We start from the raw sequence: 15,488 nt of genomic DNA, 5'->3' as shown, positions 1-15,488 counted from the left end.
AGCAATGAGTATCAAACAGCGCGACAGCAGTGGCTGGGAACAGCTGCCGGCCAATTGGCCGGATTGTCTGCGACGGGTGCTCGCCGCCAGAGGTATTAAGGAGGCAGAGACGCTTTTCTTTGAACTCAATAATCTGCCACGACCCGAGCAGATGCTGGGAATGAATAAAGCAGTGGCTCTTCTGACGCAAGCTTTGCAGCAGCAATGGAAAATCACCGTGGTCGCTGATTTTGACAGTGACGGTGCTACCAGTTGTGCACTCGCTATACGCGGTCTTCGCGCCTTTGGCCTGCAACATATCGATTTTATTGTCCCCAATCGCTTTGTTCACGGTTACGGTCTGACTCCGGAGCTACTCAATGAAATTCCGCAACAGCAGCAGCCGGATTTATTATTGACTGTGGATAACGGCATTGCGGCCATCGCCGGCGTCAGCGCCGCAAAAGGACGGGACATCAAAGTCCTGGTTACCGATCATCATCTGGCCGGTGAGATGCTGCCTGATGCCGATGCGATCGTTAACCCCAACCAGCCCGGCGATACTTTCCCATCCAAAAACCTTGCTGGTGTCGGTGTCTGCTTTTATTTGCTGTTAGGGCTGAGACAGGTCCTGCGTGAACAGAACTGGTTCGAACAGAAGGGCATTAAAGAACCCAATGTCGCCGACTGGCTGGATATTGTGGCACTGGGCACTGTGGCCGATGTCGTGCCACTGGACCAGTTGAACCGGACTCTGGTGGATCTGGGCCTCAAGCGGATGCGGCAACGCCGCGCCTGTGCCGGCATCCTGGCGCTGGCTCAGGTAGCCGGACGTGAAGCGGCTAAACTGGCCAGCCCTGACCTGGCTTTCAGCGTGGCGCCCAGACTCAATGCCGCCGGCAGAATGGAAGATATGGGCCTCGGTATCAATCTGCTACTGACCGATAACTGGCAGCAGGCTTTAATGATGGCAGCGCAGCTGGATCAAATTAACCTGGAGCGGCGCGCTGTTGAACAACAGATGCAGCAGGATGCGCTGCAGATGCTCGACAAACTGTCGCTGGAAACGGAAGAGCAGGCACCGGGTTACTGTCTCTATGACGCAGACTGGCATCAGGGTGTCATCGGTCTGCTGGCATCGCGAATCAAGGAAAAACTGCATCGGCCGGTGATTGCTTTTGCGCCCGGTAATGAAGGCGAAATCAAAGGCTCGGCCCGCTCCATTGCCGGTGTCCATATCCGCGATGTGCTGGCTCGCATTGCCAGCCGTCATCCACAGATGCTGCAACGTTTCGGCGGCCACGCGATGGCGGCCGGCCTGACGCTGAAACAGACCGATTTTGAAGCCTTTGCCAATGCCTTTGAAGCGGCGCTGACCGATATGGTCGACCCTGGCGTTTATCAACAGCACCTGCATTCCGATGGTGAACTTGATCATGCTGAAATCAACCTGCAGCTGGCCGAGATATTACCCAACGCCGCGCCCTGGGGGCAGGGCTTTGAAGAACCCCGCTTCCATGGGGTGTTTGAAGTTGCCGACTGGCGGCTGGTAGGGCAGGAGCAGGATCATTTACGCTTAAGTTTAACTCTGCCGGATAAGCGACAAATCACGGCCATGGCTTTCAGACAGGGTAAACCGGACTGGCTGGCGCAGGGCACAAAAGTCCTGATTCGATATAGACTGGCTGTCAACGAATACCGCGCCAATAAATCGGTCCAGTTCCTGGTGGATGATTTACTGCAGCCGGTTTGAACGTGACCAGCGGGCGGCTTACATGAGTGATTTCGGAGTGACGCAAATAAAACTAAAAATTTTTCATCTGTATACGAAAATGGTGTCAGTCGGGATTTAAAAATTTGTTAATCGTTTAGACTTTTTCGCCTGTGTGGGGTGGTTTGTCATGCAGCGTATGCGCTGGTATGGTGCCTCTCAAACCTCACAAGGGGTGTTGAATATGAACAATCGTTTCACTCGCAGACAAAGTCTCAAAATGATCACGGCCGGTCTGGCTGTGACATTGTTGCCATCATTCCCAAGCTTTGCGGCCAGCACAGAACTGCTCAGGAAACGATATGCGCCTGACAAAGCCCTGCCGGTCATTGGTCTGGGCACATGGCAAACTTTCAATGTCGGCACCGATCCAAAATTGCTTGCAGCCCGAACAGAGGTGATCAAAGCGTTTTTCGACATGGGCGGGGGCCTGATCGATTCCTCACCCATGTATGGATCAGCGCCCGATGTCATCGGCTATGCTTTGCAGCAACTGGGTATTCCCGACAGCCTCTTTTCTGCTGAAAAAGTCTGGAGCCCGGCTGGTGGCTCAGCTCATGAGCAGGTCGCTGATCTCAAAGCTCGATGGCATGTGGATCAATTCGACCTGGTGCAGGTGCACAACCTGGCAGACTGGCGCGCGCATCTGGAAGCGCTGCGTGAAATGAAAAAAGAAGGCCTGATTCATCACATTGGTATCACCACTTCGCATGGTCGCCGCCACCGGGAGTTCGAAGAAATCATGGTTTCCGAGGATATCGACTTCGCTCAGCTGACCTACAACATCTCGCACCGTGAAGTGGAAAACCGGCTGCTGCCACTGGCTGAAGAGAGAGGGATCGCTGTAATTGCCAATCGGCCCTATGATGGAGGTAGCCTGATTAAAGGTCTGAAACGCCGCAATGAACCCTTGCCTGAATGGGCCGTTGAAGAGTGCGGCTGCACGACTTGGGCTGATTTTCTGTTGAAGTTTATTGTGAGTCACCCGGCGATTACCTGTGCTATTCCTGCCACCACGCAGGTCGTGCATTTGCGTGAAAATATGCGAGCGGGTATGGGGCCCATGCCATCAGCCAGTTGCCGACAAAAGATGGTCGATTATATTGAGTCGCTATGAGCAACGGGTTTAGTTACTCGCTGGAGGATTTTATTCCGTTTACCACGGAGATTTATTTCCGCTTGCTTGAACGCATGGGTGAGACATTCTGGCCCATGCATCTGCTGACAATAATATTGGGCGCGGTCACCCTGTGGCTGGCTCTGAATAACCGCGCCCGCCTGGCCAGCCTGCTTATTGCTCCTGTATGGGCTTTTATCGCCGTTGCCTTTTTTATCCAGTTTTATGCCGAACTGAACTGGGCGGGCAGTTATATGGCTTATGTATTTCTGACTCAAGCAGCATTGTTGTTATTGCTAGCTGTTATCGCACCGGGCCTGGATAGCTGGCCTGGTAAAAAACTCTCTACCGTCCTGGGTAGTGTCTTAGCGCTTGCAGGACTGATAGGTCTGCCTCTTATCGGGCTTGCAAGTGGTGGCAACTGGTTTAGGGCTGAGGTTTTCGGCATTCATCCTGATCCCACATCCGTCACTACGCTGGGGCTGGCATTAATCATGTTCAGAGGTTGGATGTTATGGCTTATTACGTTGATTCCTGCGGTCTGGCTGTTGTACTCGGGCCTGACCTTATGGGCGCTGGATATACCTGCAGCGATAGTCCCATTCATCATATTGGCAATGGGACTCATCGGGCTTGTCTGGAAAAGCCTTGAACGGAGATTCATCTGAGCAGGACAGACATCAATTGCCATGGTGCTGGACTTAATCAAACGCTGATCAAAGGCGCGAAAACTGCCATCCCCAGCAGGGGACCCCGTGAAATATCGCGCTGACTAGATATCCAGCTTTTTGATAACAACCTGTTTGCTCAGGCAGGCAATATCGCTCTCATCGAACAATTCGGTACCCGGATGCATCACCGTGCCGGCACCGCAGGCTAGCCCCAGGGTCAGGATCTGTTCTGGTGTGTCATGCAGACTGAAGCCGGCCACCAAGCCCGCGACCATCGAGTCACCGGCACCGACCGTAGTGTTGACGGTGACATCCAGTGCCTTGGCAAAATAGCTGTTATCAGGGGTGACCAGCAGGGCACCTTCATGGCTCAGAGAGACACAGACGTAATTGACCCCGCTCTGCTGAATCAGTCGGGCGCTGTGGGCGACCGCTTCCGGTGTGGGAAGCGATTCATTCAACATCATTTCCAGTTCGTACTTGTTGGGTTTAATCATAAACGGTTTGGCGACAATCGCCCGTTTCAGCATTTCTCCGTGCACATCGACCACCGCGCGGCCGCCCTGTTGATTAATTCGCTCAACCAGGTCGGCGTACAGAGACATTGACACGTTCGGTTGGCAGGAACCGGTGATAATGCCGTAGCCGCTGCCTGTCACTTCAATGAAGTCGTCGGCAATCCTATCGATGTCTGACGCGGGTATATCGGTGCCGCTGCTGGTTATCTGGAATTGGTTATGGCTGCCGGTTTCAATAATGGTGGTATTGATCCGTGTTTCCCCGGTGACTTCTTCATAGACCACATGACTCAACTGCTCAACCAGCAGAGTTTTGAAAATGCGACCAACGGCGCCGGCAATCACGCAGATAGTATGAGATTCAATCCCGAGACGGGTCAGCGCACGACCGATGTTAATGCCATTACCCCCCGGATCATAACGGGCGCTGTCAGCACGGGATTTCTCATCGGGAATGAGCTTGCTGACGTGGTAAGTCACATCCAGTGCCGGATTCAGGCATAAGGTGCAGATGGGGCGGTGAGGTCTTGTCGCCATAATGCCGTGCTTCCTGTCTACGCTTAGTAGCAGTGTAAGAAATTTCCCCAAGTTTTGCATAGCATAAAGATTGAATTACAGCGTTCAGATTAGGACAATAACGATTTAAACCATCATTTCGGACCCGTCGCTACCGTGCAAATCGCTGTTTTCAGTGCCAAACCTTATGATCAGACCTTTCTTCTGCGAGCGGCGGCGGATGAGCTTGAGTTCCAGTGTCTGGAACTGGCACTGAATCCGGCTACCGCGGTGCTGGCTCAGGGCGCAGAAGTTGTCAGTGCCTTCGTCAATGATGATTTGGGGCGGGAAACACTGACCATGCTGGCTGAAGGCGGCACACGGCTGATTGCATTACGCTGCGCCGGGTTTAACCAGGTCGATTTGCAGGCAGCAAAGGATCTTGCCATTCGCATTGTCAATGTGCCGGCCTATTCACCCTATGCTGTTGCCGAACATACGATTGCCCTGATGCTGGCTTTGAGTCGCAAGTTACCTCGGGCTTATAACCGGGTCCGCGATGGCAACTTTTCGCTGGACGGTTTGCTTGGCTTTGATTTTTACGGCAAGACGCTTGGCGTTATCGGTGGTGGCAAGATCGGCATGCTGGTTGCCGAGAGAATGCAGGCATTTGGTTGCCGGATCCTGATTTATGATCCGTTTAATGAAGAAAAATGTCGTCAGCAAGGCTATGAGACGGCGGCGCTGGACAGCTTATTTGCCAGCAGCGATATTATTACTCTGCACTGCCCGCTTAATGAACACACCCGTTATTTAATTAATCGGGACAACGTGGCCCGGATGAAGCAAGGGGTGATGTTGATCAACACCAGCCGCGGTGCACTGATGGATACGCAGTCTGTGCTGGAGGGCCTAAAAGCCCATCATATTGCCTATCTCGGCCTGGATGTTTACGAACAGGAAGGCAGTCTGTTTTTTGAAGATCACTCGCTGGATATTATTCAGGATGATGTGATTCAGCGCCTGATTACCCTGCCCAACGTGATTGTTACCGGTCATCAGGCATACTTCACCAAGGAAGCTCTGCAGCATATCGCCGAGACCACCGTCAGCAGCATTCTGCAATACCTGCATGATAAGCCGCTGACTTATCAGGTCGGAGGCTAAATTTGTCAGAAGCCATTTTTCGGCGTTTGCAGGCAGCGATTCCCGATTTCAAACCCCGGCCGCAGCAAGCGCAGATGAGCCAGTTTATCGCCGACCAAATGACAAAACCGGCACAGCAGCGAATTGCTGTGGTTGAAGCACCTACCGGGGTCGGCAAAACCCTCGCTTACTTAAGCGGCGCGATTGAGGCAGCCATCAGCAACAAGAAAACCCTGGTGATCAGCACCGCCACGGTGAATCTTCAGCAACAGCTGATTCAGAAAGATCTGCCGCAGTTCTCTGCGGCACTGGAACAGCCGATTCGTTTTGTTCAGGTCAAAGGTCGCAGGCGTTACCTTTGCCCCAGTAAGCTCAGTCAATTGGCGACCGCACCGGCACAACAAACGCTGGATATTGATATCGACGCCAAATATCAGCAGGCGCTGCATGTGGCGGCAGCCAAGCAGATGCTGAGTGAGTGGGAGCGGGAACGCTGGGATGGCGACAGAGACAGTCGCAGTGACAAGATCAGTTCGGATTTATGGAACCAAGTGTCTACCGACTCTGAGGGCTGTGCCGGCAAGAGTTGTTCGTTTTATCTGCGCTGTCCTTATTACAAATTACGCCGCGAAATGGTCAGCGCCCAGGTGGTGGTGGCAAATCACGATTTGATTCTCAGTGACGCCGATCTTGGTGGCGGTCTGGTGCTGCCCAACCCGGAAGAAGTGCTGTTTGTTTTCGACGAGGCGCATAACCTGCCACGCAAGGCGCTGGATCATGCTGCCAAGGCGCTCAACTTTATTCAACTTTATCAGACCACGGAAACCGCCGACAGCGTATTGAAGAAAATCCCGTCAGCACTGGCATTTCGGCAGCATGATTTTGGTTATATGCTCAGCGAATTACGCCGGGATCTGCCCGCTGTGATCAGCCATCTGCAACAGATGGAAACCATTCTTCAAAGCGACGGGCTGGTCCATGATTTATTGGCACAACGGATTAGTGAACCGCGTATTTTCTGGAACAGCCCACTGGTCAATGCCTTGTTGATTCCCTGTCAGAATCTGCTGCAAAGGGCGAATAATATCTATAAGCATTATTCGGTGCTGGCCAAGTGGATCAAGGAAGGGCTGGAGAAAACCCAGCTTTCCAACAAAGTGGGTGAAGCCCTGTTGCCACAGGTCGGCACGGTGCAGAATATCTTTGGCTACCTGATTGATTTTATGGCGCTGTTTCTGGAACCGGATCAGGCAGACCGGCCACCCAATGTCCGCTGGTTGTCGGTGGAGCAATTTGCCAAACAACAAACCCTGGTGATTCATGCCGGGCCGATGACTGCGGCCTATTTTCTTGATCGCAGTTTGTGGACCCGGGCCTTTGGCGTGGTATTGACCTCGGCGACCCTGCGCGGCATGGGGCTGTTTCACCGTTTCCGGATGGATTGTGGACTGCACCGCTTTGATGAACAGCATTTTCTGGCTGTGCCGTCGCCGTTTAAATACAACGATCAGGCTACGCTGAACCTGCCCGCCATGCGATACCTGCCTAATGAGCAGCAACTGCAGTGGCGGCAAGAGGTTGTCACCAGGTTGAAAGAGGTGATTGATACCTCAGAAGCCACCCTGGTGCTGTTTACTTCCCGCGAGGTGATGGAGGCGGTGTACCGGCAGTTACCGCAGGAAATCAGCCGGCTGGTGTTGATTCAGGGGGATACACTATCACCCAAAAACATGGTCCAGCGGCATATTCTTCAGGTGGAAGCCGGTCAGGGCAGCATTATTTTCGGCATGGATCGCTTTGCCGAGGGCGTTGATCTGCCGGGTGATCTCTGTACCCATGTGATTATTACCAAACTGCCGTTTCCGGTGTTTACCCGACCGATAGAGCAGGCCAAGCAGGAGTGGATTATCCGTCGCGGTGGTCAGCCATTTACTGCGCTGTCTTTACCGGCCGTCAGCGTTAAATTGATCCAGGCCTGTGGGCGTCTTCTGCGCAAGGAAACCGACAGCGGGCGGATAACCATACTGGACCGGCGCTTGCTGACCAAGGGCTATGGCAAACAGTTACTTGAGCATTTACCGGATTATCGCTTGGTTCTGTGAACTTGAGGAACTACAGAGGACGCAGAGTTATCACTTTAAAGCGTCGAGTTGTTTCAGCACCGACACAATATGAATAAAGCTTATTGTGCTGGGTAGGCGGAGTTTGAATGCCTGGTTGAGGTTTGTTTTGCTGAAAGGTCCGATCTGAAAGCTCTCTGGGCTAAGAGGGAATAAGACGATTTTTTATCCGCTGAATGCTTTGTGTCCCTGTGGTTATACAAATAAAAAAGCCCCAATGAAGGGGCTTTTTTAAATAAGACCAGGAGTCTTATTCACTACGGCTGGTCACTTCCAGCAGGTGATAGCCGAACTGGGTTTTAACCGGACCCTGCACGGTATTTACCGGTGCTGAGAACACGACCTTGTCGAATTCCGGCACCATCATGCCTGGACCGAACTCACCCAGATCTCCGCCGCTGCGACCGGAAGGGCAGGAAGAGTGCTCTTTGGCGATATCACCAAAGTCGGCACCCTGTTCGATTTCACGTTTCAGTTCCAGACAGATTTCTTCGCTGTCGACGAGGATATGTCTTGCAGTCGCTTTTGCCATCGGTATTATTCCGTTTTAGTTAAAACCGCTGATTATAACAGCTAAGCGGCCTGTTTGAGGCTCTCGAGCAGGGCTTCTGCCGTGGCTTCTGAGGATTGTGGGTTCTGGCCGGTGATCAGCAGGCCATCCACACAACAGTTCTCAGTCCAGTCTTCAGCTTTCACAAAACGGCCGCCCCGGGCTTTAAGTGCATCCTCCAGAAGGAAAGGGACAATGTCAGTCAGTCCAACAGCTTCCTCCTCGCTATTGCTGAATCCGGTCACGGCACGGTTGTTGACGATAGGCTGACCGTCTTTGCCGTGAACATTCATCAAAGCGGCCGGTGCGTGGCAGACAAAGCCAATTGGTTTATCTTGCTTGATGAACGATTCAATCAAGCTGATAGAGTAAGAGGAATGTGATAAATCCCACATCGGCCCATGGCCCCCAGGATAAAATACGGCGTCATAATCCTCAGCGCGAACCTGCGCTAATGGTAAGGTGTTAGCTAAAAGCTTTTGTGCAGATTTATCCTGTTTAAAGCGTTCTGTAGCGTCTGTCTGGAAATCCGGACTGTCACTTTTAGGATCCAGCGGTGGCTGGCCGCCTTTGGGTGAGGCCAATGTCACTCTAACGCCAGCATCATGAAAAACATAATAGGGTGCAGCAAACTCTTCCAGCCAGAATCCTGTTTTTTCACCGGTAGCACCTAGTCGGTCATGAGAGGTTAAAACCATCAATATATGCATGTTTTCTCCTTGTTTGGATGTCAGTTGCTATTGCTGACAGATAGAGTTCAGCAATGATTCCCGTTATGGTCAAAATGACCCTGCTTCAGAAAAATCAGCACTTGTCGTATAACCCTTGGCCTGCTCATCATAAAAGGATGGCTTACCGGCAGGGTGATATGATCTGTCATACCTTGCAGCCGTGTGCTGGCCACGCTGACCTGACCATCGTTGGGTTTGGGCAGGAATGGTGCACAAAAAAGATTAAAAGCGCGACTGCCGGCGATGACACCGACATCATAATCGGCAGCACCAAGATGCTCTAGGGTACGGTTGTTTTTTGTGCCTAATTCGGCAGCGACCGGGCCGAAAAACCAGTGATAAAAAGAATAGGGCTGCAGCCAGTCAGCAATCTGGCTACCGTGGTTAGGTGGAGCCAGCATGACAACCCGGCCCAGATTAGGGATGTCATGCTTGAGCAAATACTGCCTCAGCAGAATTCCTCCCAGTGAATGCGTGACAAAATGGAGACTGGCTTCGGCAGGCACATGGCTCAAGGCTTCACTGATAACCTGATCACTCAAAGTTTCGATGGCATATTGTCTGGATGGATAATCGATATTGAGCGTGTGGTAGCCGGCTTCCTCTAACGCCTGCGCTAACTTCCTCATTGAGCGCGCAGTGCGTGCTAAGCCATGAAGCAGTATCACAAATTGCATGGACGAGTCAGTCGGGCAAGCCATTTTTCATACCAGACGGCTGCATTCATTACTTTGTAAAAAAGAGTGTTCATTCAGTCGGAAATCACCAGGTAAAGATCATCAATCTGAATCCGGTCACCACCGATAATTTTGCGGCGCTTGCGAGTTTCCGCTTCATTATTCACGGTCACCATGCCCTGTTCGATCATCATTTTAGCTTCGGCGCCGCTCGCCGCGATGCCTTCAAATTTAAGAATTTTGTACAGCTCGACCGGGCTTTTACTTAAAACAACGTGAATGGTCTCGCTCATGGCGCTCCTTCTGAATGGATTATTGCCGGGGACATAATGATATATGCCTGGCTTGTGCCTATTGACGGTGTTTATAAAACAGCAACAAAATAAATGACATACTTTGAAGCTTGTGACAAAGGTCGTGACATTTCAGATTTCTTGTCGCTATAGTCGCGATTGTATCTTATCTGCTGCAGGACATAGCGAATGAAAATTCTGGTTAATCTGTTTCAAGTAGTTATTGTTCTCGCTATTTTGTATCCCGTTTTTTATGTCTGGGACACCGGCCGTATTGAGGATTTCTGCGAGTTGATTGAACCCGGTATTTCTGTCTCCGACTTGCAGCAACTGGCTGATGAGCAGGGCATCACGCTTAATATCCCTGCGGATAATGATACCGGTCAGTGGATGACTTCGGTGGAATCAACGGCCTCGATTGACCGTTTTGCCTGCGTGGTGATCGGTGCCGTTGACCGTGTTGCCAGTGCCAGACTGGTTACAGAGTAATAAAAAAACCCGCTGAAGCGGGTTTTTGTCAGCTTTAGACACCAGCGTAATTAATCAGTATACCGGCGGCAACCGCTGAACCAATCACACCGGCCACGTTCGGCCCCATGGCATGCATCAGCAGGAAGTTATGCGGATCGGACTCAAGGCCGAGTTTGTTGGAAACACGTGCTGCCATCGGGACGGCGGATACACCGGCAGAGCCAATCAGCGGATTGATCGGGGCTTTCACCAGTTTATTCAGTATTTTCGCCATGATGACACCGGAAGCGGTACCGATGGCAAAAGCGACCATACCCAGCACCAGAATACCCAGTGTCGCCATATCCAGGAAGCTGTCAGCACTTAGCTTGGAGCCCACTGCCAGACCCAGGAAAATAGTCACGGTGTTGATCAAAGAGTTCTGGGTTGTGTTGCTGAGACGATCGACCACAGCACATTCTTTCATCAGATTACCGAAACAGAACATACCCAGCAGCGGCGCCGCATCAGGCAGCAGGAAGGCGACCAGAATCAACAGCAGCAATGGAAATACGATTTTCTCGCGCTGAGAAACGTGACGCTGCTGCACCATCTTGATTTTACGCTCTGACTCGCTGGTCAAGGCACGCATAATCGGCGGTTGAATCAGCGGCACCAGGGCCATGTAGGAATAGGATGCCACCGCAATCGCACCGAGCAGTTCCGGTGCCAGCTTACTGGCGACATAAATCGAAGTCGGCCCGTCAGCACCACCGATAATACCGATAGCTGCCGCATCCGCCAGGCTGAAATCGAATACGCCCAGATAAGACAGCACTACGGCGCCCATCAACGTGGCGAAGATGCCGAACTGGGCTGCCGCCCCCAGAAACAGCGTTTTGGGGTTGGCCAACAAGGGACCGAAATCGGTCATCGCACCGACACCCATAAAGATAATCAGCGGGAAGGCACCACTCTCGATACCGACAGTGTAGAAAATATGAAGAATACCGCCTGCTTCAGCGAGACCGGCACCGGGAATATTCGCCAGCACACCACCGAAACCAATGGGTACCAGCAACAAAGGCTCGAAGTTTTTCTTAATTGCGAGATAGAGCAGCAGCATGCCGATCAAAATCATCACGCCCTGACCAGGCGTCATCTGGTTAATACCGGTCACTTCCCACAGGTGAATCAGTTTATCCATGAATTGAATCCTTGCTTATGCGATAGAGGCGAGGAGATCACCGACTTTAACGGCATCACCCTGCTTAACGGAGATAGAGGCGACAGTGCCAGATTTGGAGGCCACGATCTGGGTTTCCATTTTCATGGCTTCCAGGATCAGCAAGGTGTCACCTTCGTTAACCTGCTGGCCGATACCGACCTGGATTTTCCAGATATTGCCGGACAGCGGTGCCGTGACGGGCTCACCCTCACCAGCAGGCGCGGGTGCCGGTGAACTATCGGTACTGCTTTCTACATGGCTGATATCACCGCCTTCGTTGACCTGCACCACGTAGGCCTGACCGTTGACCTTGATGGTGTATGTTTCCTGATCACCTGCAGCGCTGGCAGCAGGCGCCGCGGACGCTTGTGGCTGCGCGCTTGGAACCGGCTCAAAAGCATCAGGATTATCACGGTTTTGCAGGAACTTAAGCCCGATTTGTGGGAACAGGGCATAGGTCAGCACATCATCAACCTGATGCTCACCCTCTGCCAGTCTGATGCCATCGACATCGGCTTTTTCCAGCAATTCGGTAGTCAGCTTGTCCATTTCCGGCTCCAGCAGATCCGCTGGGCGACAGGTGATTGGAGCAGCACCTTCCAGAACACGATCCTGCAGTTCCTTGTTGTAGGGGGCTGGAGCGGCGCCGTATTCACCTTTCAGTACGCCGGCGGTTTCAGCGCTGATTGTTTTGTAGCGCTCACCGGTCATGACGTTAATAACCGCCTGTGTGCCGACAATCTGTGAGGTCGGTGTAACCAGCGGTATGAAACCCAGATCCTCACGCACACGCGGGATTTCCTTGAGTACATCATCCATGCGATCCAGCGCATTCTGTTCACGCAACTGGCTTTCCATATTAGTCAGCATGCCGCCCGGCACCTGGGCCACCAGGATGCGAGAGTCCACACCACGCAGCGAGCCTTCGAATTGCGCGTATTTCTTACGCACTTCACGGAAGTAGGCCGCAATTTCTTCCAGCAACTGCATATTGAGGCCGGTATCACGATCGGTGTCTTCGAAAATGGCAACCACGGACTCGGTCGCGGAGTGGCCATAGGTCATCGACATCGATGACACGGCGGTATCCACATTATCGATTCCGGCTTCGACACATTTCATTATGGTTGCAGTAGACAGGCCGGTCGTGGCATGTGACTGCATGTGAATCGGGATATCAATAGCTTGCTTAAGATTTTGAACCAGCTCATAGGCTGCGTAAGGCTTAAGCAAACCAGCCATATCCTTGATGGCCAGAGAGTGGGCGCCCATATCTTCGATGCGCTTGGCCATATCAATCCACATTTGCAGATTGTGGACGGGGCTCAGCGTGTAGGCGATGGTGCCCTGGGCATGGCGGTCATTTTCCAGAACGGCCTGAATCGCGGTTTCCAGATTGCGCGGATCATTCATCGCATCAAAGACGCGGAACACGTCTACGCCATTGACGGCAGCACGCTCAACGAATTTTTTCACCACATCGTCAGCATAATGGCGGTAACCCAACAGGTTTTGACCGCGCAACAGCATCTGCTGACGGGTGTTGGGCATCGCGGCTTTGAGGCTTCGGATACGATGCCAGGGATCTTCACCCAGATAACGGATACAGGCATCAAAAGTGGCACCGCCCCAGCTTTCCACGGACCAGAAACCGACTTGATCGAGCTTGTCGGCAATCGGCAGCATATCGTCTAGACGCAGCCGGGTGGCAAACAGGGATTGATGGGCATCACGCAGAACGACGTCGGTAATGCCAAGTGGTTTTTTTGCTTCGGTCATGTTCATGGCCTTGGTTTGATCTAACGGAAACTGCCTGTAATTACAGGTAGTTTATTTATGACGTGAGCGGAACTTGTGAATCGCAGCGGACAGAACCGTGATCAGGTTCTTGTCATCATTGGCATGCTGCCTGGAACTCATCGCCTGACTGATAACGGCAGTAGGGGCTGGAATACCTTCTTCCGGCAAGGTGCCGACATCTTTTTCATAACGGGTGATAATCTTCGACATCAGACTGGTGGCAAAGACCAGTAATGTCAGAAAAACGAAGACAAAACCCATGCCGACCAGCATCAGGTTCAGACCCTCGGACATCAGATTGGATGTAGTCATAACGACCTCCTCTGTGCATCGCTTACGTCATTAAATCAATGACTTGATTCAAAACAGCCGCAGATTATACCACTGTTGAGCGCTCTGGGCTCGAACAGGGCTGTACAATAAGGGGCACAGCCCGCTGTGACAGAGATCACAGGCCAAGTTAAAATCTTGTGCGCTATCAACTGCGCGATGTCGCTTCTTTGGCATAATGGTGATCGTATTTAAATAATGAGGATGCAATGACGCCGGACGCGGAAGATTTTTGGTTCCTGCCATTGGGCGGGACAGGTGAAATCGGTATGAACCTCAACCTCTATGGTCATAATGGGCGCTGGTTGATGGTCGATTGCGGGCTGACCTTTGAGGCACGCACTGATGTCGATGGCGAGCCCATCCCAGGCAGCCGTGCAGAAATTCAAATGGCGGATCCTCAGTTCATTGCTGATCGCAAAGATCAGCTTGATGGTCTTATTATCACTCATGCTCATGAAGATCATATCGGCGCGGTACCGTATCTCTGGTCGCAGTTTCGTTGTCCGGTTTATACCACGGCCTATACGGCAGAGATTCTGCGTCGCAAGCTGAAAGAGGCCGGTCTGGAGGACGAAGTCCCGGTCGTGATCGTGGAACCCAAAGCGGAAATCGATATTGGGGTCTTCAATGTGCGCTGGATTCAGTTGACTCATTCGATACCCGAACCTTTTGCCCTTTTGATCGTGACGCCTGCGGGCAAGGTATTTCATACGGCAGACTGGAAGCTCGACAGCGACCCGGTCGTCGGGGAGCGCTATCAGCCAGCCGACTTTGAGGCGCTGGCTGAACTGGAGATTGATGCGATGGTATGTGATTCGACCAATGCCGATATTCCCGGCTGGTCAGCGTCAGAAGCGTCCCTGCAGCGTGGTCTGAAACATCATATAGAGCGGGCCAGAGGTCGCGTTGTGGTAACCTGCTTTGGCAGTAATATAGCCAGACTGAGGACCATTGCAGACATAGCTCAGGAGACCGGGCGTCACCTGGGGCTCCTGGGAAGGTCACTGATCAACACCTATACGGCTGCGAAGAAAACCGGCTTCTGGAACGGGGTCGAGACCTTTGTTGACCCGCATCATCTCGGCTATCTACCCAGACAGACCGTGCTGTTGGTTGCGACCGGCAGTCAAGGCGAGCCGCGTACGGCACTGAACCGTCTCAGTCACAACAGTTTCCGTGATATGCAACTGGAGCCGGGCGACACGGTGATATTCAGTTCCAAGGTCATTCCGGGTAATGAGACAGCGATTGAGTCATTGATAGCCAGGCTGAAATCGATGCAGATTGATGTCATTACGGTTGATAACAGTCGCCTGGCTATTCACGCCTCTGGACATCCTGCACAGGATGAACTCAAAGCGATGTATCAGTGGGTCAAACCCGCCTGTGCGATCCCGGTTCATGGCGAACTTCGTCATATGCGTGCCAATGCACGGGTGGCAAAATCAGTCGGAGTGCCCGAGCAACTAGAAGGGCAGAACGGTGATCTGTTTTTTATCGCTCCGGTTCGGGGTATCCGTCGCCGCGCTGTCATGACCGGCCGCCTGGGCCTGATCAATGATAAGCTGAAAAAACTTTATTGATTCACAGACTTAAAAGTCTGTGCTAA

Annotated in this window: 15 protein-coding genes; 7 read left to right on the top strand and 8 right to left on the bottom strand. The window is 52.3% G+C overall.

All coding sequences use genetic code 11. From position 1 onward, the window contains the following. The first annotated feature begins 4 nt into the window (after positions 1-4). The 3 genes from recJ to FH755_RS08795 all read left to right on the top strand — a co-directional run bounded on the left by recJ (position 5) and on the right by FH755_RS08795 (position 3,535). Positions 5-1,732: a single-stranded-DNA-specific exonuclease RecJ gene (gene recJ, locus FH755_RS08805; protein ID WP_292440659.1), complete on the top strand. Its 1,728-nt coding sequence runs from the start codon at positions 5-7 to the stop codon at positions 1,730-1,732. A 148-nt stretch (positions 1,733-1,880) separates the two neighbouring features. Continuing rightward, a complete protein-coding gene (locus FH755_RS08800; RefSeq protein WP_292440657.1) occupies positions 1,881-2,867 on the top strand; it encodes an aldo/keto reductase in 987 nt (328 codons plus the stop codon). After that, positions 2,864-3,535, top strand: a complete 672-nt coding sequence (locus FH755_RS08795; protein WP_292440655.1) for a DUF6064 family protein — start codon at positions 2,864-2,866, stop codon at positions 3,533-3,535. Before FH755_RS08800 ends, FH755_RS08795 begins: the two co-directional genes overlap by 4 nt. A gap of 104 nt (positions 3,536-3,639) precedes the next feature. Here the strand turns inward: FH755_RS08795 and FH755_RS08790 are convergent, their stop codons facing one another. Next, complete coding sequence (locus FH755_RS08790) at positions 3,640-4,593, bottom strand: 1-phosphofructokinase family hexose kinase (RefSeq protein ID WP_292440653.1); 954 nt, start codon at positions 4,591-4,593, stop codon at positions 3,640-3,642. Between the two features lie 135 nt (positions 4,594-4,728). Between FH755_RS08790 and FH755_RS08785 the strand changes: the two genes are divergently transcribed. After that, the gene (locus FH755_RS08785; RefSeq protein WP_292440651.1) at positions 4,729-5,718 is read left to right on the top strand and encodes a 2-hydroxyacid dehydrogenase; all 990 of its coding nucleotides are present in this window, start codon (positions 4,729-4,731) and stop codon (positions 5,716-5,718) included. Between the two features lie 2 nt (positions 5,719-5,720). After that, positions 5,721-7,799, top strand: a complete 2,079-nt coding sequence (gene dinG / locus FH755_RS08780; RefSeq protein ID WP_292440649.1) for an ATP-dependent DNA helicase DinG — start codon at positions 5,721-5,723, stop codon at positions 7,797-7,799. 268 nt (positions 7,800-8,067) lie between these two features. Here dinG and FH755_RS08775 read toward each other — a convergent pair whose 3' ends face one another. The 4 genes from FH755_RS08775 to FH755_RS08760 all read right to left on the bottom strand — a co-directional run bounded on the left by FH755_RS08775 (position 8,068) and on the right by FH755_RS08760 (position 10,068). Next, positions 8,068-8,349: a peptidylprolyl isomerase gene (locus FH755_RS08775; protein ID WP_266235777.1), complete on the bottom strand. Its 282-nt coding sequence runs from the start codon at positions 8,347-8,349 to the stop codon at positions 8,068-8,070. 41 nt (positions 8,350-8,390) lie between these two features. Then, on the bottom strand, positions 8,391-9,077 hold the full coding sequence (locus FH755_RS08770; protein ID WP_292440646.1) for a type 1 glutamine amidotransferase domain-containing protein: 687 nt from the start codon (positions 9,075-9,077) through the stop codon (positions 8,391-8,393). Positions 9,078-9,124: 47 nt separating this feature from the next. Continuing rightward, a complete protein-coding gene (locus tag FH755_RS08765) occupies positions 9,125-9,775 on the bottom strand; it encodes an alpha/beta fold hydrolase (protein WP_292440644.1) in 651 nt (216 codons plus the stop codon). Positions 9,776-9,849: 74 nt separating this feature from the next. Continuing rightward, entirely contained in the window at positions 9,850-10,068 is a 219-nt protein-coding gene (locus FH755_RS08760) for an RNA-binding S4 domain-containing protein (RefSeq protein WP_292440641.1), read from the bottom strand. A gap of 189 nt (positions 10,069-10,257) precedes the next feature. Between FH755_RS08760 and FH755_RS08755 the strand changes: the two genes are divergently transcribed. Then, positions 10,258-10,557: a hypothetical protein gene (locus FH755_RS08755; protein WP_292440639.1), complete on the top strand. Its 300-nt coding sequence runs from the start codon at positions 10,258-10,260 to the stop codon at positions 10,555-10,557. 34 nt (positions 10,558-10,591) lie between these two features. Here the strand turns inward: FH755_RS08755 and FH755_RS08750 are convergent, their stop codons facing one another. Genes FH755_RS08750 through FH755_RS08740 form a run of 3 tightly spaced genes read right to left on the bottom strand, consistent with a single transcriptional unit; the run spans position 10,592 to position 13,858 of the window. Continuing rightward, complete coding sequence (locus tag FH755_RS08750) at positions 10,592-11,725, bottom strand: sodium ion-translocating decarboxylase subunit beta (protein ID WP_292440637.1); 1,134 nt, start codon at positions 11,723-11,725, stop codon at positions 10,592-10,594. 15 nt (positions 11,726-11,740) lie between these two features. Continuing rightward, positions 11,741-13,525: a sodium-extruding oxaloacetate decarboxylase subunit alpha gene (oadA, locus tag FH755_RS08745; protein ID WP_292440635.1), complete on the bottom strand. Its 1,785-nt coding sequence runs from the start codon at positions 13,523-13,525 to the stop codon at positions 11,741-11,743. Positions 13,526-13,576: 51 nt separating this feature from the next. Then, positions 13,577-13,858: an OadG family transporter subunit gene (locus FH755_RS08740; RefSeq protein ID WP_292440633.1), complete on the bottom strand. Its 282-nt coding sequence runs from the start codon at positions 13,856-13,858 to the stop codon at positions 13,577-13,579. Positions 13,859-14,085: 227 nt separating this feature from the next. On the opposite strand from FH755_RS08740, the gene FH755_RS08735 reads away from it, so the two are divergent. Further along, complete coding sequence (locus FH755_RS08735; RefSeq protein WP_292440632.1) at positions 14,086-15,462, top strand: ribonuclease J; 1,377 nt, start codon at positions 14,086-14,088, stop codon at positions 15,460-15,462. Positions 15,463-15,488: the final 26 nt, after the last annotated feature.

Origin of the sequence: Methylophaga sp. (genome assembly GCF_009711715.1) — a bacterium.
In the GTDB taxonomy this organism is placed as follows: Bacteria; Pseudomonadota; Gammaproteobacteria; order Nitrosococcales; family Methylophagaceae; genus Methylophaga.
Note: the sequence above shows the minus strand (reverse complement) of the source record. Positions and strands in the feature narration are given on the sequence as shown.